We start from the raw sequence: 21,297 nt of genomic DNA on the forward strand, positions 1-21,297 counted from the left end.
CCGGAAATGGCTTACTGTTGCGGTCTTTTTCGACGCAAACCATAGTACTGATAGAATTGAACTTCGATATTCCCGTTATACAGCTTTCGGCGCTTCGTCGCTGGACGACCGTACGCTTTTTCGAACTCAACATACGACGTGATCATGTAGACACTGTAGTATGGGAATTCTTTATACGCTGTTCCGATTTTGCGGTAGAGCTGATGAACTTCACGTGCGTCCTCGAGACGCTCCCCGTACGGCGGATTCCCGATGATGACACCGAAATCTTCCTTCGGTTTGAAGTCTGCTGCGTCGCGTTGCATGACGTTGATCGCATCGCGGACGTCTGCGAGTTCTGCGTTCGTTTTCGCGAGCTTGACCATCTCTGGATCGACATCACTTGCGTAGATCTTCAGTGGTTTGTCCCACTCGGCTTTTTCGTTCGCTTCGTTGATCGCGTCGAACCACGCCTTCTTCGGAATGCATTTCCATTCCTGTGAGACGAACTCGCGGTTGATCCCTGGTGCGATATTACGCCCGATCATCGCTGCTTCGATCGCAAGCGTACCTGAACCGGTGAAGACGTCGTAGAGCGGCATGTCCGGCTTCCAGTTCGTCAGCATCAACATCGCTGCTGCCATCGTCTCTTTCAGTGGAGCTGCTGAGTGGAACTCACGGTAGCCACGTTTGTGCAATGCGTCGCCTGATGTATCGATCGTTAATGTTGCGATGTCTTTTAACAAAGCGACTTCGATCGGATAGCTCGCACCTGTCTTCGGTAACCATTCCGTTCCTTTGTTGTACTGCTCTTGCATGTGCGAGACGATCGCTTTCTCAGTGATCTTTTGACAGTCACGGATCGAGAACAGCTTCGATTTGACCGAACGACCGTTGACGATGAAGTTCGCATCCCACGGCATCAATTCGTGCCACGGTAGTGCCTTGACTTGATCGAACAATTTTTCGAATGTTGTCGCGCGGAACTCAGCAACGACAAGTTTGATCCGGTCCGCTGTCCGGAGCCACATGTTCAAACGGGGAATGTCCTCCATCTCACAATCGATGTAGACCTTTCCGTCTTCAACCGTACACTCGTATCCTAACGCACGGACTTCTTTTGCGACGAGCGCTTCGATTCCCATCGCCGCTGTCGCGATGACTAAGCGTTTTGCCATATCGCGTTCACTCCTTTATCGTTTCTTCCACTGGATCGTTTCATTGCAATAAAAAAAGAGCCCAGGGTGGACCTGGACTCTCGTTCAACTTAAAAATAACAGCCTATGTGGTCCTGTAAGCCATGTTCTGTTCCTTAGTGTTCCAAACGGTTTGACCCTCACACGCAGGCGACAATCATCTATCTCCGTATTTGCATACGCTCTCCTTCGCGTTCAATTCCGCTCCGGAAATTCCCCTACCAAATTTGGGTTTCTCGCTCGTGGGGTTTACCTCGTTCCACCTTCATGGTTTCCCATGAAGCTCCGTCACTGTGGCACCTTCAAGAAGTTTCGGCCATATCCGAAGACTTAGGCGTTCCTTCTGCCGTCAGCTTGACGCTGCCTACACTTATCTTTTTGTGTAGCACGATCACTACAGCCATCGCAGGCTGTGCGAGCATGGACTTTCCTCAAAGCACCGAAATGCCCCGCGATTGTCCGAACCAACATAGTCACTGCTTATGAGTGTAGCGTAGATGCCGCTTTCCTGCAAGAGGCAATTCTCGTTTTACAAACGAAAAAGTTGCGTCCCTGCCTCATTTCACGGTATAGTACAAGAGTTCAGAAGGGGGCATGCAGTATGAAAAAACGACGCTCTGGTACGAACCGGCGAACGGTTCGCAAGTTGACATTCCTGATCGAGATCGATGAGATCAAGGCACTTCATCTGCGAAACGGCATCTTCGCTTTCTATCGTCAAGGAGAGCTCATCCACGCGTTCGAGCCGTTCAACGTCAAGGCGCCCGATGCACTCTCAAAACGTAGCTATCATTTCGATCAACACGATATCTTGCTTATGAACGAACGGTTCCCTGAGCAAATCCCGTTGTATGATAATGCGATGACGTTACGCTCTTGGGCCGACCAGGTCGCTTATGGTTTATACCAATTGATCGATTCCAGTCGCCTGTCGTTCGTCCATGAGGATGACACAGGATACAAGATGGAAGCGATGATCACGTGGACTGGAGAGGCATTAACACCTCCGACGCCCGTCTATAAAAAAGGAAAAGACCCGAAGTAATCTTCAGGTCTCGTACGGCGCTTCCCACTCGGTGGGAGGCGCTTTTTTTATTTCACTGTCAGGAGTCGTTCGACGGTCCGCGTATGGCGCCCGCCTGTCGTCGTAAAGACGAGCTTGTAAGCCCCCTTGTCTTTCAACTTATGCGTAAACTTATGCGTCCCATTCGTTAAATTCGATTGCGTGAACGTCTTGACGACCTTCCCGTCCTTATAAAGACGTGTCGTCGTCTTCGCACTCGCGTACTCATCGAAATAGAATGAAAACAGCTGATTCGGCTTGACCGTTGAAGGCAACGAGATCTTCGAGATCGGTGCTGGTAACGTCGCCAAGATTCCGGCGTTCAAGCGACCCGTCCCATAATGCGACTTCGTATCGCCTGATTTTTTCGTCGCTGCCGCATATAACTTACTGCGCATCGTCGTGTTCGAGACGAACGGATTCTTCGATTTTGCGAGTGCCAGTACACCGCTGACGACTGGTGTCGCCATCGACGTTCCGTCCAAGTAGCCGTATTTATTCCCGACGATCGTCGAGTAAACCCCTTCACCCGGCGCCATGATGTTGAGTCCTTTGCCGTAGTTCGAGAACGTCGAGGCACGACCGAGCGTCCCGACCGATCCGACGGCAACGACTTGACTCATCGAGCCTGGGAAAAGAACTTTCCCCTTCCCGTCGTTTCCGGCTGCACCGACGACGAGGATGTTTTTCGCTTCTGCTTTTTTGATCGCGGACTCCATATATGGATCGTATTCATATTGTCCGAGCGACAGATTGATGACATCTGCACCCTGCTCGATGGCATACAAAATACCGTCGCCAATATCGATCGACCCGGCATATTCTCCGTCAAAGACGTCCGCCCCAATCAGTTTGACACCAGAAGCGACACCGACGATCCCTTGACCGTCTTCACGCGCCCCGACAATCCCCGCGACATGTGTCCCGTGATCATCTGGTTTGCGAATCCCGGAAATCGTCGTCGTTTTATAGATGACATCCTTGAACTCACGGTGTTTCGTATCGATCGCGTCATCGATAATCGCAACACGAACATCCGATTTCCCACGGCTGTACTTCCAGTAAGCCGGAATTCGTGACTGATCGAGGTACGTTTGTTGGAACTGGGCAGAATCCGTCGCTTTTTTGACGTCCGTGATCGGAATCAAATCAGCGTCGATATCCTCTTCCTCGATATGTGCAAGTGGCTCGACGAGAGAGAATCCTTTTTGTTTCAGGGCACGAATTTCGGTCAGACCTTGATTCGCCAACCATTCTTGTTTTTGTTGTTCTGTAAATGTTGGGTCGTATTGTACGTATTGAGACTGCGCGAAAGCAGACGTTGGCATGGCGACGATTGTCGCTAGCGTGAGTAGTGCAAGTTGCTTTTTCATGGGAACCCTGCCCTTCTCTGTTTACGCGCCGACCGAAGAATCGTTTGGACTAAAGCGGAACCGTACCGTCCGGTTCTTCGCTGACTTCAAAAGGAATGATCTTTCCGATCGTCACGTAAGCATAATAGCGTGCAAGGACCGCACGCCAACGCGTTGCATCGATACCCGTCAAATCTTCACCTAACGGGGAACCGTCGAACGTCTCGAACTGTTGGCAAAAGAACGCTTCTTCATCTTCATGCCACGTTACTTCTTCGCCGATGAACCCGGTCGAAAAGCGGACGAAGTCCGCAATCGAGGGTCCAATCACTTCTGCCGGCAAGCGTTCGCTCATCCGTCCGACCAGTTCATACCGGTCACGTTGTGCTTGTTCCGCTTCTTCAATCGAATGACACAGCAGCACTTCACGATTTATTTCTACTAACACGACATAGTCACCACTCGGTAAATTGACGTGAATCATCCCTACACCCCTTGGATTGGATTCGTGCGGCTTCTAGGTGTCATTTTTTCTTCGATAATTTATAATGTCCATTTTCGATCAAATGTTAATTCAATCGGCTCGTTATCTTTCGACTTTAACATAACGACCCGTGTCGTTTCAATTTGATCGACGAGATCCGCTTGACGAAGAGACTGAATTTCCTTCGATGAACCGGCTTCAATCCGGTCTCTGTACGGGGCAAGCAACTCTTGTTGATTGCTTGCGAGTGCGTACCAGGCAAGACGAGCGAACGGTTCATCCTTTGCTGTCTCGAGCGCATAGCTCTCGAAGATATCTGGAAGATAACTGCTAAATTGATCGAGGGCGTCAATCCGTTCTGCGACATCTAAAATCGTCAACCAGCTCGGGAGTGACAGCAAGGATTCACTTGACCACCAGTCGAGTAAATCAACATGTTCTTTAAGTAATTGCTGCGCTTCTGGCCGATCAATCATATGTTGTAGGGTCTGGATGAGTTCGTTCCAGGCAAGTGACCAGTATTCCTCTGACGGATTAGCTGAGAGGAAGAATTGACGATAAACCGTCAGTAGTTCCGAAACGTCCGTTAATGGTTCGACTTCCAATCGTTGATTAAAACGACTAACTGCTTTTGTAAAATAACTTGGTTCAAGCGTCAATGCCATATAGAGTAATTTCGGTGCATTTTTAATTTCACCTTGATCGACCGTCTCGAATAATTCTTGGATCCATTCTGGTTGTGGTTGTGTCATAATCCTTTTCCTCCGTTTAGTAAATTTGTTTACTATACCCGAAAAAAGATTAGTTGAATCATGCCCGACCTAGATTGCTCCGATTCGTTGGGCGGTTTCCTCCGAACATAAGACGATCAGCGTTCCATTTTTCGGAATCGTTTCGTCGAGACGTTGGTTCAAATCCAGCCGCTTCCCGTCAGATAGAATCGTCACCCCTTCTTCCAGCAAAGCGTGAAACGCATCGCGATATGTCGCCCATTCCGGTCGTGTCGGAATCGAGAACATTCCCTCACCATCCTTCGTCAATAGATTCGTCACGACTTTCGTTACGCCAGGATGATGGGACGCGAGGATCGCCATCCGGGCAATCGTCTCGTCACCGAGCAATACCTCATCGACCTTGACCTGTTCGAAGCTGTCGAGGTGTTCTTCGAGCATCATCTCGACGATCGTATAGATGTTCGGATTCGCCCGTTCGATGCTTGAAGCGATTAACAGTGTCCTTCCGTCAGCGTGGACCGGCGGAATCGAATGATCCGCGAGGACGATCGCGCGGACCGCCTTTTCGATGTGTGCTCGCTCAAGCGTCGACGTCAGCGCCGGATCACCACAGACGTAATGGAACCGGGGGTGACTGAATGGCTCTCGCTCTAGATCGTCGACGAGGACGACATCCGTATGTTCGAGCAATGACTCAATGACGTGCTTCGAACGCCGACTGTAACCGAAGACGACCGTATGCCCTGTTTCCTTCACTTGTAACAACCCTCTTTCCTTTTGATTACGAATCAACTGGACACCGTCGACCAGTTTTGAGATCAATCCACCGACGATTCCGATCCCGAAGATGAAAACGAAAATCGTCAGAATCCGACCGGTATCCGAGTTCGGGAAGAAGTCACCGTATCCGACCGTGACGACGGTCGTCATCGTCCAGTAGACGGCGCGGAAGTAGGACCCGAACGTCTCCGGCTCAAGCGCATACATGATGCCCGCGACACCGAAGACGAAAATTAAGGACGCATACCCGAGCGTCCGCATCCGTAGAAACGAGACTTTTCGTAAAAAACGTAACCAGACCATGTTTTTTTCATTCCTTTCGAACAATCCGGTCTCTTCCCCTGTCAATAAGGGCGAAGGAGGTGATACACATGACACAAGCAGAAGAGATCAAGACGAGTCTCGTCATCGTCTTCGAGCGTAAGGACAAGGTGACAGCGAACGGTGATGCCGTCGTCGCTCGCCGCCACTACAACGGCTTACGTTCGAATCTTCCAGCAGACGTCGTCGCTTCGATCGGGCAATCGATCGGTAGCTTACTCGACGGACGCTACGCGCTGACGGAAATCAGCCGTGACTACGCTTTACTGAAGGCATAACCCATCCTCTACATTTCATGAAAGGAGTGACCATTGATGGAACATACGATCGTCCTGACGTTCGATACGGTGACGAAAAAACCGTATCGCTTGCGCATCGCTGGTGCGAAGGAGAATGCGACCGTGGCGGAGATCAAAGCAATCGGTGACTTGTTCGTCGCCCATGACCCGTTCATGAACGGTGTCACACGTCTCGCGTCCGCCGAATTGCAAAACAGTTCGGAATCGGCATTCGTCTTGTAAGCTTTTTCAGTCCATCGTCACGGGATTACGTGACGATGGCTTTTTTTTGGTATACTAGAAACATCAACCAGCTGAAAGGAAGTCAATTTATGGCCAAACGCCCACTCACTCCTCGCGAATGCGAACTCGTCGTCTGTAGTCTCTACGTAATGGAACTCATCCCGTTCGAAGGCATCATGGAACGTCTCGAATCCATTACGCTCCGAGACATCATCGGCCCCGTCGCACGTGGTGAATCGACGCGGGAGCAAGCTGCTGACGCGCTTGACCAGTACATCAAGGTCCGACGTCGCCGGTTCCGCAACGTCCCACCGGAACATCTGTGGTCGCTTGACGACCGGATTGAACAAGAAGCACTGCGGATGATCCGCAAGCGTTCGCCGCTCTCGGCAGGAGAAAAGCTCCAGCCGAAAGCCATTCCTCATGAAATGGGGGATACGGTCGAGATGAAAGTGACCGAAATCCAGGATCGCAACAACAAAGTGACCTTGATCGGGAAAGTCGGAAACGTCACGGCGAAGCTCCCGGTCGCGAATCGTCAAGCTTATAAGGGCAATAAGACGATCTCCGCCTGGATCACGGGTGTCGAGAAAAAACCTGCCTTACTTCATCTATCGACATCCGACTACGGCAAACATCAGCCGTCGGAAGACGTCAAGGCAGCGTATGCGACTGCCGTCGCCGCGTTACGTCGCTATTTCGAGACGAACGAGCTCCCGACGACCGAAGAAGTCGATCTCGCAAAATCACTGTTCCAACGGATGATCCGTCGCGATCAGAACGATTGGTTCACGGTATACGTCGCGATGGGTCGCCCGCAACTCGATCACGTCCGGCGCTGGGTCAAAGTCATCCAGATGCTCGCCCGCTCCCTGCGCGGGGACGAGGAAGCAACACAACAACTCGCTTCGCAGGAAGATCGTTTCTTCAAGGATGCCTTATTGCGTGCATGTAAAGCGGCAGAGAAAAACTTCACGTCTTGATGCTTTCGCCTTAGGACGCATTGATTCCTAGTCAAAACGAAAAAAAGAACGCTTCGGACCGGATAACTTTTTCCGGTCCGAAGCGTTTTTTCATTCGTAGATCATTGAATCGCAAAATCATAGATATGCGTTCCTTTTTTATGATTCGCATCTTTGATTTCCCCTTGGTACATCAGTTGTTCATTTTTTAAATCGATCACGGATACTTGGAATCCTTCGTTCGTCTCGGAAGAGAGATAGAGCTTCATTTCGTCAGTCGAATCCAACCAATCGATCTTTTTCAAAACAAGCGGACTGCTTACGCTATGCTCGGATAATCGTTTCGTTTCCAAGTCGAACATCGACCATTCGATTCGTTTCGTCTCCCCTTCCGGCAGACGGAAGCCGATGAGATAACGACCGTTCGCATAGGGCGTAAACCCGATTTGTTGCTGATTCAACTCCTTGATGGAACGAACGCTTTTGCCGTCATCGAGGAAATAAGATAGTTTGGTGTTCTCCTCATCGCTGTCAGACGGTTGTTCCGTGTAGACGACCTCATTTTGATGAATCGCTAAAAATTGACGAGCGTGTTTAGGCGCTACTGGCTTTTGAAGAACGATCTCTTCAACCCGGTCGCCTGTTAAATCGAGCACAAGCAGTTTCGTTTCCCTTGGCTGATCGACTCGATCAAGTTGGATGTAGACCTTCATCGCCTGTTTATCGACGACACTGGCTTGTATGTCCATCCCCGTCTCAAGTTTTGTATCATACTGAAATGTTTTCTCGAACATCTCCTCCGTCTTAAACGTAAACATCTTAAGTTGCAGTTTATTGTGTTTGATCTGAATCGCATACTCTGATTGTCCATTTCCACTTACATTCGTTTCCATATGCGTCGTGAATTCGTAATATTTATCTGGTAAATCCGTCATGCTATCTTCACGGAATAGTTGTCCGACGTAAGAATTTGACTGTTTTTCGATGTCTCCCTTAGCGTTGACATCATAAATCGTCGAACGCATGCCTTTCGTCTGAAGACGTAAATTAAAATTTTCGATTTGCGAAGGTTTTCCACTGACGGTCTCGAGCGAAAAGTCTGCTCCTTTGATCGACAGCGTGTAGCCGATGTAGCTTCCGATTGTTATGAAAATGATCAATCCATAGATCAGGAGTTGTCGATATCGCTTCATGAAGTCTCCTCCTTAAACGGATAGTCGCGTCTGGACTAGCATCAGATTTTTGTATGACACATATAACGTTAATAGTACGACGTATCCGAAATAAAATTGCATATGCAGTTGACTCAGGTTGCTTGAAATAGCTGACAATGCTAAGCCTAAAATGATATTACCACCAATCAGCGCAATCCCGTGTAATCCGACGATCAAGAACGCTTTTCCTCTTCGAAACGATCGTTCAAGTAAAACTGTCATGAAAACGAACGAGATGACGATGAATGTCATCAGTAAGATGAATAAAATGTCAGTTGGGTACATCGTATAGAACAACTTCATGTAGAAGGAGTATTCGTTGATGCTGGCTGTGACCTGTTGAGCATCTGGCAACAGCCATAAGTAAAGATTGCGACTAAGTAACAGCAACACCCACTGAATTCCGATCAAACTCGTAACGACAAGTAAAAGCGCCGTCATTTTCGATGCAATAATCGCCCGACGTGACCCCGGTAACAATAGTAGCCGGTAGATGTACTTCGTCTCGCCCACCCAGTCGCGATACCAAATCCAGAACGCGAACAAGAGGATCATTCCCATTGCTAATACGATGATTGAATCGTAAAAATCAATCGCTTGTGCGAAGGTCAACGCACCACCGCCTTGTTCGATGGCATCCATTTCTGAAATCTGATCGATACGCATCGTTTTCTCGATCGTGCTTTGATAATCGTAAATCTGATAGAGCAGTGATGCGATTTCTGCGACAATCAATCCTGAAATCAACAACACCAGTAATTTCGTACTTCGTTTCAGCTCTTCATTCGTTAATAACAACCAGCGTTTCATCCTTGATATACCTCCCGCATCCGGTCCTGGACCGATTGATGATGACGGCCACGTAACTCATCCGTCTCTTTGACTTCGACGATTTTCCCGTCCCGCAAGAACAACACTCGGTCAATCACCTGCTCAACCTCGGCGATCTCGTGAGTCGTCATCAGGATACTCCGTCCTTCCATGAACTCACTTGAGAAAATCCAAGCGATTTGTTCTTTCATGAAGAGATCGATTCCTGCGAGCGGTTCGTCGAGTAATATGTACGGTCGATCGAGAGCGAATCCTAAGACGAGATTGAACTTCGCCTTGTTCCCTTTTGATAAGTTTGCCATTTTATCCGTCGTAAACAGCTGGAACGTCTGCAGCAACCGTTCCGCTGTCTCTTGATTCCAATCTGGATAATGATCCGCCATATACGCGAGCGCTTGTCCGATCGTCATGTAGCTCGGCATCGTCTGGAGATCAGGCACGAACGCGATCTGGTCGCGCGATGTTTTGCCGTCGACCGTCACCGTCCCGGCATCTACCGGAATCAGACCGAGAATTGCTTTTAAAATCGTCGACTTCCCTTCCCCGTTCAAGCCGATCAGACATGTCACTTCGTTTAGACCGACAGAGAACGTCACGTCACGTAAGACGTGCTTCTTTCGTCCGTATCGTTTTTGTAGCCCCTTCACTTCAAGCACTAAACTTTCCCTCCTTCATTATCACCATTGTATTAAGACAATAGTACATCTGTTAACTGTATGGTACATGCCATACAGTCTAGCGTCAACCTGTTTTTTCCTGCTATCATCCAGAAAATGAAAAGGAGCCGGACAAAAATGTCCGACTCCGCGAGTATTTCGACTTCGTTTCTACTTTTTATGACCGGAAGAAAGGAGAGCGATTTGTTCACTCGAAATCACTTCCCAGGAAAACGATTCGAGATGAACAAAAAAAGAGAGGACGCCCTAATGGACGGCCTCTCTGAACACGTGACTGGTGTTTCAATAAATATCAATCGTTGACTCCAGTGCCCGGCATGTCCGACGCACGGTCGGTAAGAAGTCGGTCCGTTTTGCGACACCGCCTTCAATCTGGACATGCTGAATGCCCTTCGTCCGCTGCATCGCTGTTAAGACGGTGACCAGCTCGATGAACCAATTCGAGATCAGTTCGACGACCTGTTCGTCAAAAGCGGCAGCACCATACACATCATACCCGTTCTCGCAGAGATGGTTCGGGAAGCGGGCTTTAAACCGATGAATCAAAGTATCCGTCGTCGGAATCAAAAATTCGTCGTAGATGACACGTTGTTCGGCATCAAGCGTTTGTTCTGTCACACCATCCATCATCAAATGTGGCTGATTGCCGATATTCAATGTCCAACTCGTCTTCTTTCGCTCGCCAGTGGAAGTGATCGTTCGCATGGTTTCATCCATCTCCTTTTGATGTGTAAGCGTTTACCTTCTCATTCTACCTGTCATTTGACCTGTTCTGCAACCGTCAACTTGACCAATTTAAACGATGACTTCGCTTGACATTCAGTCTACCAAATTCAACGCTTTTTGACGATGTCAGGAATTAACATCGTCCTTGTAAACGTAGACGGCAACGAGATCGATCAAGACATGGATGATGATCAGCGGCCAGAGCGTTTCGAGCGCTAGATACAAGTAGCCGAATCCCGCTCCGATCAGTCCTGTCACGAGAATCGCGAACCACCCTTGATAGCGATGGGCAATCCCGAACAGGATGGCACCGATCCAGACGAAGCTGACTTCAGAAAACGGTAAAAATAATCCAAGCGTATGGAAGAGAAACCCGCGATAGATCAACTCTTCCGTCACTCCTGCCATTAGCGCGACCATTTGGAATCCGGTCCGCTCCTCTTTCGTTCGCGGCAGAATCAGTCGCTCCGCTTCACTTTGATAGAGCGGCAACAAACGTTTGCGAAACGCTGGAACGGTCGCTGTCAAAAGCAAGATGATACAAAGAAAGACGATCAGTCCGATCGTCGCGTACCAGACTGGTCCACTTGGGACAAAAAACGTCAAGCCGATTTCCGGCAATAGCGTACCGCTAATCAGCGTTCCACCGACGAGCAACAGACATAAGATTCCGCTCGACTGGACCATCGAGGGGTAGAATTCCTTGCGGGGGACGATCGTCAAATCGACCCGACGGACCGCTTCGATGATCGAAAGGACGACGAGTAATCCGAGTAAAAACCCATTTACGAAGAGATACATGACTTCGACTCCTTTTTTGATTCCACACTCCCGTCACAGAAAGTGCTATTAGACCCTACTAAAATATGATACCATTCAGTGGAATCCTAAACAGAGGAGAGAACAATATGCGAAAAGTTTTTCGAATCAGCATCTTGTTCGTACTGTTCGCCCTCATCGTCAGTAGCTTCATCTACTGGCAAAATCGGGAACGTGTTCAAAATGAAATGTATCGTACGTATTATGGACAGCATGGCGTACCTGCCGAGAACATCGACATCTACGAACAAGCCGCGGCACGTTACGGCATCGACTGGAAGCTGCTCGCCTCCATTCATCGCGTCGAGACGATCTTCTCCAACTCGTCAGCGATGCAATCGTCCGTCGGCGCTATCGGTCCATTCCAATTCATGCCGAAAACATGGGTCGGTTGGGGATACGAAGGTGGCACGTCGCTCGGTGACATCGAGCATGACGGCATCGACGTGACGGATCCGGAAGCCATCGAGAAATATGGTGGTCTCGGAGTGGACGCGGACGGCGACGGGAAAGCTGACCCGACGAGTCTCGTCGACAGCGCCCACACGGCAGCGAAATATCTGAAACAACATGATGTCACGAAGACATCCGACCGAGACACGCTCGCGACAGCACTGTTTGAATACAATCGCAGTGAACAATATGTTTCTGACGTGCTCGCCCAATACGATCGTTACCAGCAACACGTCGAGGCGATCGATGCGAACGACCTCGACCTCAAGAAGAAGACACTCGCGTTCTTCCTTCGCATCAGCTCACGTTTGACCAATTAAAAGGAGGCACCACCCATGACACCAGCCGATTCTTCCGAACTCTTGATTGAGGAATCGTCGATCCGCGTCCAGACGACGTTTGATCGAGACAAGACGAAACGCTATTTACGCAGCTACATCTTTGACGACATCGCAGAAGGGACGCACGTCGCCGCTTTAATCTACACACCACGGACGACGGACGCCTTTCTCTCTGGAACGACGACACAACGTGCGTACAATTTGATGAAGAAGTATGTCAATGACCCCGTCAAACAATATGACATCATCAGTTTGATGCCGGACCTGCTCGTCAGCGAGGATCTGCCGTTCGCGCAAGCGAGCTTCGATGAGACGAACTACGAGTTCGTCGCGAAGACACTTGCTGAAGTCAAAGCAAAAAATGGCGTCGTCCTCTGTGGCTGGGGATCGCCCGGTCGCCTGATGCACCACCTGCCGGCTTACGAGGATCTATTCAATGAATATGCCGACATCTTGTACTGCTCCGGCATCACGAACAAAGGCGAACCGAACCATCTACGCTTGACGATGGACGATAGCCCGATGATCACGTACAACGACATGAAACAAAAAGCGAAAAAATTGCGTCGTAAATGACGCAATGGACCCTTCCATAACGGCAAGGGTCCTTTTTTTGAAACATTTTCCATCAACTTCGCGTATAATCAAAGTCTACATACTACATAGTAAAGAAGGTCATACGATGCCATTTTGGGATGAAGATTTAAGAGAAGAAACGATGATTTCAGTCAAAGAAACAGACATTCAACGAATCGAGCAAGCCGTCAACGGTTCACTCCCCGTCCGTTACCTCGAACAAATCCGGGAACAAAACGGTGGTGCCCCAGAAGCCATGGCCGTGATGGTCGAGTTCAAGAATACATGGTCGGACGAAGAAAGCGGATTGCACCTCCCACTCCGCTCCATGACGTCATTGACATTCGAACGGTATCTGGACGAATTGTCGGTCCTCCGGGAATGGGATGTCGAAGGAAACGTCATGATGTTCGCGGAAGGAGAAGGGAGCTATTTTTGGTACTTCCACTTCATGGAGGCTGCTGAGCCGACTGTCTGGTGCCTCGATATTTCGGATGAAACGACCTATTTCGTCGCGGCGACCTATGACGAGTGGTTAACGAAGCTGAGTACCGATGTTCCGGAAGTCGTCATGCCGGATGTCGTATTTCTGACGTTACCTGAAATCAAGGACATTCTCCGTGGAGATGACGAAAACGAAAAACTTCTCGCATACTCCCACTGGATGATTCTCGATGAAGAACAGGAAGAACTCATCGAAGCGTTCATGACACTGATCGAACGAAACGACCAGCCTGATTTCCTCGACTCTTATGCGTATTACCTCATGGAAGTCTTGACGAACAACCCGGAGTTGTTAGAACAGAAACGAGATGACGTCACGACCTTGATCCTCAGTAAAGGTGACGATCTCGATGCAGAAGACTTGCTATCTTGGATGGATGAAGAGATAGACGAAGAGTTCTGACCTCAACCAGAAAGCCAGTATTCCTCGTCCATATGGATGACGAATACTGGCTTTTTCGCATGCCTATCCAATCGTTTAAGACAACATCAACTCAAGCAGACAGTCGACGAGATCCTTCTCGAGTTCGAGTGCTTGCAACTGGTGCATCATATTGACCGGGTCGAGCTTTTGTGACAGCAGACGGTACAAACGATCCTTCAAATCATAGCTGATTTCCGCTTGGTCGAGGAATGCATACAACCGGTCCATCTTATTCTCGTTCGTCGAGATCTCAACTTGGAGCGACAACGTGATCGTATCGGTCACTTCACCCAGTTCAACGCGAAGGGACTGCGTCGCATGATCATAGACGCCGGTGACACTCTCTCCGTCGCGCTGAACGTATCCTTCACGGACTCCACGTAAGATCAACGTAATCGAGCGGTTTTCGGGTAGCAAGTCACGGTGTCCGGTTGGTGCCGCGATCGTCAACTCACGTGCTTCCCAGTCGAGCGCAAACGTCGTCTCGACGTTGACACCGTCGCGGTGCGCGACACCTGTGCTATCGTCTTCGAACAACGTAAACCGGTTCGATGCTCCCGGGAAGACGACGACTTCGAGATCGTCCGGATTATGCAGGGCATTCGACTGTTCGAGATGACGACCGAGTGGAACGATCGCACCGGCTTTTGCGAGTACGCCTTGGTCTTCGAGATAACGGAACAGACGGATCTGCTTGCCGCCGCGGTATCGGTGCCCATTAAAGAAATCGAACCATTCCCCTTCCGGCAACCACGCTGTCGTCGCCGTCATGTGCAGTTTCCGGTGCATCGGTGTGACCATCGGCGCGACGATCAATTCCGTTCCGAAGTAGAACTGATTCGGAACGTTGTATGCTTGATCGTCTTCCGGATGCTCATAATACATCGGTGAGACGAGTGGCAAGCCGTCAAAGTGATTACGGGCATTCATCGTGTAGATGTACGGCACGAGCTGGTGCCGAAGTCGTAAATATTTCTTCATGACGTTCGCCGCATCGGTCGAATAACGCCACGGTTCTTTCCCGTTGAAGATGCTCATCGTACTGTGCAGGCGCATGATTGGACTGAAGACACCGTATTGGAGCCAACGTGTCGATAACTCGTCATCTTTCTCTCCCCGTTGGTGTCCCCCGATATCATGGCTCCACCATCCATAACCGATGTTCGACGCTGTCGCTGTAAAATATGGCTGGAATTGGAGTGATGCCCACGAGATGATCGTATCGCCTGAGAAACCAACCGGATAGCGGTGACTTCCGGGTCCCGCGTAACGTGAGAAGATCAACGGTCGATTGCCATCGCGGGCGATATCGAGCGCGTGATAATGATTGAGCATCCAGAGCGGATCAAGCCCTTTCATCTTCGAGTTCGCGCCCTGCTGCCAGTCGATCCACCAGAAGTCGACGCCATCTGCCTCGTGCGGATGATGCAGCTTCGTGAAGTAGTTCTCGATGAACGTCCGGTCTGAGAAATCAAACGGGATCCGGACATCCGATTCGGGATCGACGCCCATCGCGACCGCCATCGCCTCGTATGCTTCCTCAAACCCACGCACACCGTCCGCCGGGTGCAAGTTGAGCGTGACCATCCGGTCGTCATCCTTCAACCATTGTAAGAATCCGCGTGGATCCGGGAATAAATCACGGTTCCACGTATAGCCCGTCCAGCCACTTCCGTAGCGTTCCGGGATATCGGTGACGTGCCAGTCCATATCGATGACACTGACCGAGAATGGAATATCTTCCGTCTTGAAGCGTGTCATCAAGTCCTTATATTCTTTCTCACTATATCGCCAGTAGCGACTCCACCAGTTGCCAAGTACCTGACGCGGTAACATCGGTGTCGGTCCTGTCAGGTGGTAGAAGTCACGCAGTGCCTGTTTGTAGTCGTGACCGTATCCGAAATAATAGATGTCATGCGTACCAGAGCGACGCGGTTCGACGAAGTGGTCTTCCGTCAGTACGAAGGCGTTCGAATCGTCGATCGCCGCGTATCCTTGCCGTGAGACAATTCCTTCCTCGAGAGGAATGACACCGTCCGCGTGGTCAAGCGTCCGTGCCGTTCCTTTTAACGTCCGGAGTGGTCCGCCGAACGTATAGCGGCTGTAGTAGGTACTGAAGTTCCCTAAGACATCGATATAAAGTGTGTTCGCAGCGAACGGTCCCTTCGTATAATGCAGATGGACGTGCTCGGTGATGATTTGCAATTCTTCCTCGTTTTCGACGATGCGGTAAGCAGGTACCGGAAAATCACGATTGAAGACCGTTTGGGTCGGTCGATCCTCGAACTGTCCATCCGCCGCGTACTCAAGTCGGATCATCCGACTCGTCAAGACCGTGAAACGGTAGACATCTCCTTGGATGATGGCGTCTGGTCGTGCTTGTGGTTTCATGTCGCGCGTGTAGAAATGGGATTCATCAATTGTTCGCATACGAATTTGGGACTTGCGCCCCTTTCACTTCCTTCCAGGCTAAGTAGTGTGCAACCGATTACACATCTAGTGTATAAGAGTTCATGTTCCCACTTCAAGGAAGAATCAACCTAAAAATGTCCCGCACCTGAAAATAGATGCGGGACGTTACGTCATAATAAGGGTGAAATCAAGCGCGAAAGTGACTCGAAAACCCGGAAGCGGAGCGGGCGTTTGACGTAATCATTCGATGATAACTGAATCGAGACGTCGAAATCAGCAATGAAGTCACGCTCGAGCTGTTCCGTACTTTCTGTGTCATACAGGAACGCCATTAGTTCATAATTGAGGACAAAACTGCGAATGTCCATGTTTGCCGTTCCGACGGCACCGATCTTGCCGTCGACGAGAAACAGTTTGGCATGGATGAAGTGACGGTTGTACGTGTAAATCTTGACCCCATCTTTCAAGAGTGGTCCAAAGTAGGAACGGGTGCCGTAGTAAGACGTAAAACTATCGCCTTTCCCCGGCGTCAAGATGCGGACGTCAAGCCCGGCACGTGCAGCAAGTCGAAGTAGCGTCATCGTCTCATTGTCCGGAATCAAATACGGTGTCGCAATCCAGATCGAGCGTTGCGCCGAGATGATGGCCGCAATCAAGGCATTGCGAATCGCGGGATCCTTCGATGTCGGTCCGCTCGTGACGATTTGAATCGCTCCGTCGGACGCCACATCATGTTTCGGGAAGTACTGGTGGATCGACTCATCCCCCGCAAACGTCTCCCATGTGTCGTCCGATTCGATTTGGGCATAAATCCAGTCGTCGAGGAACGTCGCTTGTAATTCCTTAACGGCACGTCCTTCGAGCCGTAAATGCGTATCGCGCCAAAACCCGAACTTCTTACTCTTGCCGTCGTACTCATCTCCGACGTTCAATCCACCGGTGAAGCCGACTTTTCCATCAACGACGACGATTTTCCGGTGATTGCGGAAGTTCGCCGTGAAGATGAACAAGGGACTTGAGATTGGGTCATAGGCTGCGATATGCGCTCCCGCGTCGCGTAGCGGGCGCAGGAAGTTTTCACCGAGCATATAACTTCCGAGTCCGTCATACATGAATCGAACCGTCACACCGGCTTCGAGTCGCTCGATCAATGCTTCCCGGATCGCTTTACCTGTCTCATCGTTCCGATAAATGTAGTACTGGATGTGGACATGATGCTGTGCTTGACGAATCGCGTCAAGAATCGCCGGGAACGTCTCTCCCCCGTTCGTCAGGATGTCACTTGCTGTATGAACGTCCACCCCGCCACCACCGAAGTTACGAATCGTATTCGCGAGCTTCAAATGGTTCGGTGGCAACTCACTGACGGCAAGCGACCGGACTGGACGAATCGCTTGTTTGAGCAATTTCCGTTCGTCATGCGAACGACGATTCCGACGGCGACGCCGTGGATTCCGACCGAACATCAACCAGATGATGACTCCGAGAATCGGTAAGAAGATCAGGACGAGGAACCAAGCAATCGTCGATTCTGCGGTCCGGTTCTCGATAAAGATGATCATGATGACAGCAAGCGGCACGACCGTCGCTGAAATCGTTAAGACATAAAATAAATAGCCGAGTTGATATAGTCCCCAAATGATGCCGCCGGCGACTAAAAATACGAGTGCGAATTGTAAAATCCGGTTGCGCACAGATTTTCCTCCTTCAATTAACATACCTTCACTAGTATTCTTTCCCCATTCACTATGAAAATATAACAAAAAAGAGAAACCGCAGATACGATTTCTCGAAAGATTGACCTCTTATAAAAATGTTTCTTCGTACATCTCGCGACCAGGAATTGGATCATTCAATGACGCCCAGTCCGTTTCGTGTTCCTGGACGAGACACGCATCAAATAGCGCTTCGAGCTTCTCCTGTTCTAGTCCGATGCCGATCAAGACGAGTTCGGTCCGTCGATCCTCATCTGATGCAAAACGACCAGCGTATTCCATGTTCGACGCATATCCTGCCTGATGGAACAGCAATGCCATCTCGGGACGTGTCGCAAGGAACAAGAAGCCTTTCGCCCGAACGACTTCTTGCGGCCAGTCTTCGATCAAGGCAAGCAAACGCTCCGGGTGGAACGGCACGTCGCGCTTGTAGACAAACGAACTGATCCCATACTCTTCCGTTTCCGGAATATGTTCTTCCGCATTCAACTCACGGATCCAGCCAGCACTCGCCACCGCTTGTTCAAAATCAAATAGATCAACGTCTAAGATGTCTGCCGGATCGACTTGACCATATGTCGTCTCGATCAAGCGGGCAACTGGATTTAATGCCTTTAGATAGCCGATGACGGTATGGCGTTCTTCCGGTGTCAGACGATCAACTTTGTTCAAGACGATGATGTCCGCGAACTCGACTTGATCGACGAGTAGATCGACGACTTCGCGCACGTCTGTCTCATCGACTGCCTGTTTCCGCTCAATCAACGATTCACCGGATTCGAAGTCCTTCAGGAAACGGTAACCATCGATGACCGTGACCATCGCGTTGATTTTCGTGACTTGTGATAAGTCGATGGCACTGTCCGGATCCTCGTACGTAAAAGTCTGTGCGACTGGAATCGGTTCCGAGATACCACTCGATTCGATGACAATACCGTCAATATCGCCTTGGTCGACGAGGCGTTTGACTTCAAGCAAAAGATCATCACGTAACGTGCAGCAAATGCAGCCGTTCGAGAGCGTGACGAACGACTCTTCCGTCCGCGAGAATCCGCCTTGCTCAATCAATGCCGCGTCAATGTTGACCTCACTCATGTCGTTGACGATGATCGCGAGGCGGCGTCCTTCGCGATTATGTAGTAAATGGTTCAATAGTGTCGTTTTACCGGATCCAAGATATCCAGATAAAACGGTGATCGATATCGGTTGCATCATCATTCATCTCCTAAAACGTAATCGTTACGTTTTATAGAGTAACCGACTTTTTACCTGACGTCAATCGTAATGATTTCGATTTATTTTTCATATAAGAAAAAAGCCGACGCTTGTCGACTTTCTCCATCACTCATTTTTGAATCGGTAAATCCCATGTCGTACCAATCAAATCCGTAATTCTCTTTGCCGCCTCGTGGGAAAAACCAGCAATCGTATAATGATTCGTGTCCGCAATCACATGATACATTCCGTTCGATAAGTGGTCTGCAAACATAGCATGAGCAGTATTGATTTGTTTGGTCAATGCCGGATTCAACCAACTTTCTGGCATACCACCTGCCCAGTCCGAGGCAGACAGAATGAGAACTGGCTGTGTCACTTCTTCAATCAGTGAAAGGATTTTTTGATTGTTTTCCTCGACCGCCTGCCATTCATCAAGTGTTCCACGCCAATGCCCGGGCGCTGCAAAATGTCGCCACATCGGTAGTTGATCAGCTTCTGGTAAGACACTGAACATCTTTTTACCAATTCGATCAGGAATCATCCAAGCAATCGGTCGTATGTGACTAAGGAAATAGAGAAAACGATTCCACTCCTCTTGCATTCGTTCATACCAGTTCGGCAATGCCGCATCAACATCCGGATGCGATGGATCGAGTAAGACAATACCACGGGTCTCATCATCAAACAGTCGTCCACTCGCAAGTGAAATGTAGGCTCCAAGCGAGTGACCGATGAAAACGTATGGTCCTTCGACACGAAGGATCCGTAAGACGTCCGCGAGTTCATCCGCTTGATGTGAAAAGAGACGTTTATTTTTCCCACGACTCGAGCGACCATAACCAAGACGCGAGTATTCAAAGACCCGTCCACGTTTTAATAATTCAGTTCGTAACCAACCCCATTGATGCCGATTCGACATCATCCCGTGATCGAGGACGAATGTGATGTCCCCGCTTCCTGTTAGCCGGATATCAAATCGACCGGCTGGTGTTTCAACAATATATTCCACGCTATCTCCCTACTTCCATTCATTCAAATAACGATATTTTTAGCTCATAGCCAAGGATGTTCAAATAATCAAACAGCTGGGATCGATGATGGTAGAGATGGACTGCAGCCTCAATCGCCCAGCCGTTCATCGAATCTTCAACACCCCAGTAGGTCGGACGCGTCACAAATCCAGTCGTTAGTTTTTCTTGATAGATGCAAAACGCACGATCAATTCGTTCAGAGAGCTGATCGCGTGTGACCGGCTTTACGTAAAATGTCTCCATCGTTTCCGCTGTTACCCCTGATGCAATCAACAAATCGGCTTCGAGCAAAACAGCAAGATGAACCGCCACTTCGCCAACAGTCCGTTTGCCAGGGATTGGCCTTGCGTCCCAATCCTTCGCCTCAATCTTCTCAAATAACACTTTCGACGTTTTGACACCAACTCCAACATGGAGAATAAGGGCACGCTCCCAGTCAGTCATGTTCTTTCCCCCAAGCAATGGCACGGTGTTCAAGTTCCTTGACGAGTGCATCCTTTCCGGCGATATAGGCTTCGATATCATACGGATATGTTGCAGCCAACTGCTCTTTTAATGTCCCATAAGCATTAGCTTCTTCTGGATGCGCGCGCAAGTAGTCCCGGAAGACGAGATGCCGCTCGATTTCTGGATTTCCTACCGCATACAGATGAATGTGATGCGTCCGTTCGTCTCCGCCTTTTCGGTAATAGCGTCGTCCGGGCATCCCGAATTCACCCTTCGCTTCGTAACCAAGTGCTTCCATCGGTTCATCAAACTGCTCGATTCCATCAAGCGAATTAACGACAGGTAAGATATCGATGATTGGTTTTGCTGCGAGTCCTGGAACAGATGTACTTCCCATATGATGAATGCTATTTAGACGTGCCCCAAACACGTCTCGTAATCGTTTTGCTTCTCGCGCGTATTCACTTTCCCATTCTGATTGATACGGTAACACAAAGACTTGTCGCATTATGCTATA

23 protein-coding genes and 1 other RNA gene are annotated in these 21,297 nt (G+C 49.6%); 7 read left to right on the forward strand and 17 right to left on the reverse strand.

The window, feature by feature from the left end:
* Positions 1-11: 11 nt before the first annotated feature.
* On the reverse strand, positions 12-1,157 hold the full coding sequence (locus B3G15_RS01210; protein ID WP_290714656.1) for a THUMP domain-containing class I SAM-dependent RNA methyltransferase: 1,146 nt from the start codon (positions 1,155-1,157) through the stop codon (positions 12-14).
* 111 nt (positions 1,158-1,268) lie between these two features.
* An RNA gene (gene rnpB, locus B3G15_RS01215) (RNase P RNA component class B) lies at positions 1,269-1,642 on the reverse strand.
* A gap of 134 nt (positions 1,643-1,776) precedes the next feature.
* On the opposite strand from rnpB, the gene B3G15_RS01220 reads away from it, so the two are divergent.
* A complete protein-coding gene (locus tag B3G15_RS01220) occupies positions 1,777-2,220 on the forward strand; it encodes a hypothetical protein (protein ID WP_041255063.1) in 444 nt (147 codons plus the stop codon).
* Between the two features lie 47 nt (positions 2,221-2,267).
* Here the strand turns inward: B3G15_RS01220 and B3G15_RS01225 are convergent, their stop codons facing one another.
* From B3G15_RS01225 to B3G15_RS01240, 4 genes are all read right to left on the reverse strand, one after another.
* Positions 2,268-3,611 carry a S8 family peptidase gene (locus B3G15_RS01225; RefSeq protein WP_290714663.1) on the reverse strand — a complete coding sequence of 448 codons (1,344 nt, stop codon included), beginning with the start codon at positions 3,609-3,611 and terminating at the stop codon, positions 2,268-2,270.
* Between the two features lie 49 nt (positions 3,612-3,660).
* Positions 3,661-4,074: a hypothetical protein gene (locus B3G15_RS01230; protein WP_050677067.1), complete on the reverse strand. Its 414-nt coding sequence runs from the start codon at positions 4,072-4,074 to the stop codon at positions 3,661-3,663.
* Positions 4,075-4,133: 59 nt separating this feature from the next.
* Entirely contained in the window at positions 4,134-4,826 is a 693-nt protein-coding gene (locus B3G15_RS01235; RefSeq protein WP_029341394.1) for a hypothetical protein, read from the reverse strand.
* 69 nt (positions 4,827-4,895) lie between these two features.
* The gene (locus tag B3G15_RS01240) at positions 4,896-5,891 is read right to left on the reverse strand and encodes a potassium channel family protein (RefSeq protein ID WP_231884689.1); all 996 of its coding nucleotides are present in this window, start codon (positions 5,889-5,891) and stop codon (positions 4,896-4,898) included.
* 68 nt (positions 5,892-5,959) lie between these two features.
* On the opposite strand from B3G15_RS01240, the gene B3G15_RS01245 reads away from it, so the two are divergent.
* The 3 genes from B3G15_RS01245 (at position 5,960) to B3G15_RS01255 (ending at position 7,413) form a co-directional block, all read left to right on the forward strand.
* On the forward strand, positions 5,960-6,187 hold the full coding sequence (locus tag B3G15_RS01245; protein WP_290714674.1) for a DUF1659 domain-containing protein: 228 nt from the start codon (positions 5,960-5,962) through the stop codon (positions 6,185-6,187).
* 36 nt (positions 6,188-6,223) lie between these two features.
* Positions 6,224-6,430 carry a DUF2922 family protein gene (locus B3G15_RS01250; protein ID WP_029341392.1) on the forward strand — a complete coding sequence of 69 codons (207 nt, stop codon included), beginning with the start codon at positions 6,224-6,226 and terminating at the stop codon, positions 6,428-6,430.
* An 89-nt stretch (positions 6,431-6,519) separates the two neighbouring features.
* Positions 6,520-7,413: a hypothetical protein gene (locus B3G15_RS01255; protein WP_023467917.1), complete on the forward strand. Its 894-nt coding sequence runs from the start codon at positions 6,520-6,522 to the stop codon at positions 7,411-7,413.
* Positions 7,414-7,514: 101 nt separating this feature from the next.
* Here the strand turns inward: B3G15_RS01255 and B3G15_RS01260 are convergent, their stop codons facing one another.
* From B3G15_RS01260 to B3G15_RS01280, 5 genes are all read right to left on the reverse strand, one after another.
* Entirely contained in the window at positions 7,515-8,585 is a 1,071-nt protein-coding gene (locus tag B3G15_RS01260; RefSeq protein WP_290714689.1) for a hypothetical protein, read from the reverse strand.
* A 12-nt stretch (positions 8,586-8,597) separates the two neighbouring features.
* Complete coding sequence (locus B3G15_RS01265) at positions 8,598-9,416, reverse strand: hypothetical protein (RefSeq protein WP_290714692.1); 819 nt, start codon at positions 9,414-9,416, stop codon at positions 8,598-8,600.
* Positions 9,413-10,093: an ABC transporter ATP-binding protein gene (locus B3G15_RS01270; protein WP_058712861.1), complete on the reverse strand. Its 681-nt coding sequence runs from the start codon at positions 10,091-10,093 to the stop codon at positions 9,413-9,415. The genes B3G15_RS01265 and B3G15_RS01270 overlap by 4 nt, the downstream gene beginning before the upstream one ends.
* A gap of 303 nt (positions 10,094-10,396) precedes the next feature.
* Positions 10,397-10,819: a hypothetical protein gene (locus B3G15_RS01275; RefSeq protein WP_055967405.1), complete on the reverse strand. Its 423-nt coding sequence runs from the start codon at positions 10,817-10,819 to the stop codon at positions 10,397-10,399.
* Between the two features lie 147 nt (positions 10,820-10,966).
* Positions 10,967-11,641 (reverse strand): CPBP family intramembrane glutamic endopeptidase, encoded by a 675-nt coding sequence (locus tag B3G15_RS01280; RefSeq protein ID WP_290714702.1) that lies wholly within the window; start codon positions 11,639-11,641, stop codon positions 10,967-10,969.
* 107 nt (positions 11,642-11,748) lie between these two features.
* Between B3G15_RS01280 and B3G15_RS01285 the strand changes: the two genes are divergently transcribed.
* The 3 genes from B3G15_RS01285 (at position 11,749) to B3G15_RS01295 (ending at position 13,936) form a co-directional block, all read left to right on the forward strand.
* Entirely contained in the window at positions 11,749-12,432 is a 684-nt protein-coding gene (locus B3G15_RS01285) for a lytic transglycosylase domain-containing protein (RefSeq protein ID WP_058704753.1), read from the forward strand.
* A gap of 15 nt (positions 12,433-12,447) precedes the next feature.
* Entirely contained in the window at positions 12,448-13,029 is a 582-nt protein-coding gene (locus tag B3G15_RS01290; RefSeq protein WP_290714707.1) for a DUF1643 domain-containing protein, read from the forward strand.
* A 106-nt stretch (positions 13,030-13,135) separates the two neighbouring features.
* Positions 13,136-13,936, forward strand: a complete 801-nt coding sequence (locus tag B3G15_RS01295) for an SMI1/KNR4 family protein (RefSeq protein WP_290714710.1) — start codon at positions 13,136-13,138, stop codon at positions 13,934-13,936.
* A gap of 75 nt (positions 13,937-14,011) precedes the next feature.
* Here the strand turns inward: B3G15_RS01295 and B3G15_RS01300 are convergent, their stop codons facing one another.
* The 6 genes from B3G15_RS01300 to B3G15_RS01325 form a co-directional block, all read right to left on the reverse strand.
* Entirely contained in the window at positions 14,012-16,387 is a 2,376-nt protein-coding gene (locus B3G15_RS01300) for a glycoside hydrolase family 31 protein (protein WP_214860618.1), read from the reverse strand.
* 152 nt (positions 16,388-16,539) lie between these two features.
* Positions 16,540-18,063, reverse strand: a complete 1,524-nt coding sequence (locus B3G15_RS01305; protein WP_290714715.1) for a cardiolipin synthase — start codon at positions 18,061-18,063, stop codon at positions 16,540-16,542.
* A gap of 111 nt (positions 18,064-18,174) precedes the next feature.
* Positions 18,175-19,296: a GTP-binding protein gene (locus B3G15_RS01310; protein WP_214748260.1), complete on the reverse strand. Its 1,122-nt coding sequence runs from the start codon at positions 19,294-19,296 to the stop codon at positions 18,175-18,177.
* A 133-nt stretch (positions 19,297-19,429) separates the two neighbouring features.
* A complete protein-coding gene (locus B3G15_RS01315) occupies positions 19,430-20,311 on the reverse strand; it encodes an alpha/beta fold hydrolase (protein ID WP_290714718.1) in 882 nt (293 codons plus the stop codon).
* 19 nt (positions 20,312-20,330) lie between these two features.
* On the reverse strand, positions 20,331-20,777 hold the full coding sequence (locus tag B3G15_RS01320) for a DinB family protein (protein WP_290714721.1): 447 nt from the start codon (positions 20,775-20,777) through the stop codon (positions 20,331-20,333).
* On the reverse strand, positions 20,770-21,288 hold the full coding sequence (locus B3G15_RS01325) for a GrpB family protein (protein ID WP_290714724.1): 519 nt from the start codon (positions 21,286-21,288) through the stop codon (positions 20,770-20,772). Before B3G15_RS01325 ends, B3G15_RS01320 begins: the two co-directional genes overlap by 8 nt.
* Positions 21,289-21,297: the final 9 nt, after the last annotated feature.

The sequence above is a fragment of the Exiguobacterium sp. UBA1053 genome (genome assembly GCF_002316465.1).
In the GTDB taxonomy this organism is placed as follows: Bacteria; Bacillota; Bacilli; order Exiguobacteriales; family Exiguobacteriaceae; genus Exiguobacterium_A; species Exiguobacterium_A abrahamii.

What these genes read in the sequence shown, in the direction of transcription:
- B3G15_RS01310 (WP_214748260.1), bottom strand. Translation starts at nt 19,296, where the DNA reads ATGCAACCGATATCGATCACCGTTTTATCTGGATATCTTGGATCCGGT.
- B3G15_RS01240 (WP_231884689.1), bottom strand. Translation starts at nt 5,891, where the DNA reads ATGGTCTGGTTACGTTTTTTACGAAAAGTCTCGTTTCTACGGATGCGG.
- B3G15_RS01290 (WP_290714707.1), top strand. Translation starts at nt 12,448, where the DNA reads ATGACACCAGCCGATTCTTCCGAACTCTTGATTGAGGAATCGTCGATC.
- B3G15_RS01220 (WP_041255063.1), top strand. Translation starts at nt 1,777, where the DNA reads ATGAAAAAACGACGCTCTGGTACGAACCGGCGAACGGTTCGCAAGTTG.
- B3G15_RS01280 (WP_290714702.1), bottom strand. Translation starts at nt 11,641, where the DNA reads ATGTATCTCTTCGTAAATGGGTTTTTACTCGGATTACTCGTCGTCCTT.
- B3G15_RS01325 (WP_290714724.1), bottom strand. Translation starts at nt 21,288, where the DNA reads ATGCGACAAGTCTTTGTGTTACCGTATCAATCAGAATGGGAAAGTGAA.
- B3G15_RS01265 (WP_290714692.1), bottom strand. Translation starts at nt 9,416, where the DNA reads ATGAAACGCTGGTTGTTATTAACGAATGAAGAGCTGAAACGAAGTACG.
- B3G15_RS01320 (WP_290714721.1), bottom strand. Translation starts at nt 20,777, where the DNA reads ATGACTGACTGGGAGCGTGCCCTTATTCTCCATGTTGGAGTTGGTGTC.
- B3G15_RS01285 (WP_058704753.1), top strand. Translation starts at nt 11,749, where the DNA reads ATGCGAAAAGTTTTTCGAATCAGCATCTTGTTCGTACTGTTCGCCCTC.
- B3G15_RS01295 (WP_290714710.1), top strand. Translation starts at nt 13,136, where the DNA reads ATGCCATTTTGGGATGAAGATTTAAGAGAAGAAACGATGATTTCAGTC.
- B3G15_RS01225 (WP_290714663.1), bottom strand. Translation starts at nt 3,611, where the DNA reads ATGAAAAAGCAACTTGCACTACTCACGCTAGCGACAATCGTCGCCATG.
- B3G15_RS01300 (WP_214860618.1), bottom strand. Translation starts at nt 16,387, where the DNA reads ATGCGAACAATTGATGAATCCCATTTCTACACGCGCGACATGAAACCA.
- B3G15_RS01245 (WP_290714674.1), top strand. Translation starts at nt 5,960, where the DNA reads ATGACACAAGCAGAAGAGATCAAGACGAGTCTCGTCATCGTCTTCGAG.
- B3G15_RS01235 (WP_029341394.1), bottom strand. Translation starts at nt 4,826, where the DNA reads ATGACACAACCACAACCAGAATGGATCCAAGAATTATTCGAGACGGTC.
- B3G15_RS01210 (WP_290714656.1), bottom strand. Translation starts at nt 1,157, where the DNA reads ATGGCAAAACGCTTAGTCATCGCGACAGCGGCGATGGGAATCGAAGCG.
- B3G15_RS01230 (WP_050677067.1), bottom strand. Translation starts at nt 4,074, where the DNA reads ATGATTCACGTCAATTTACCGAGTGGTGACTATGTCGTGTTAGTAGAA.
- B3G15_RS01250 (WP_029341392.1), top strand. Translation starts at nt 6,224, where the DNA reads ATGGAACATACGATCGTCCTGACGTTCGATACGGTGACGAAAAAACCG.
- B3G15_RS01275 (WP_055967405.1), bottom strand. Translation starts at nt 10,819, where the DNA reads ATGCGAACGATCACTTCCACTGGCGAGCGAAAGAAGACGAGTTGGACA.
- B3G15_RS01260 (WP_290714689.1), bottom strand. Translation starts at nt 8,585, where the DNA reads ATGAAGCGATATCGACAACTCCTGATCTATGGATTGATCATTTTCATA.
- B3G15_RS01255 (WP_023467917.1), top strand. Translation starts at nt 6,520, where the DNA reads ATGGCCAAACGCCCACTCACTCCTCGCGAATGCGAACTCGTCGTCTGT.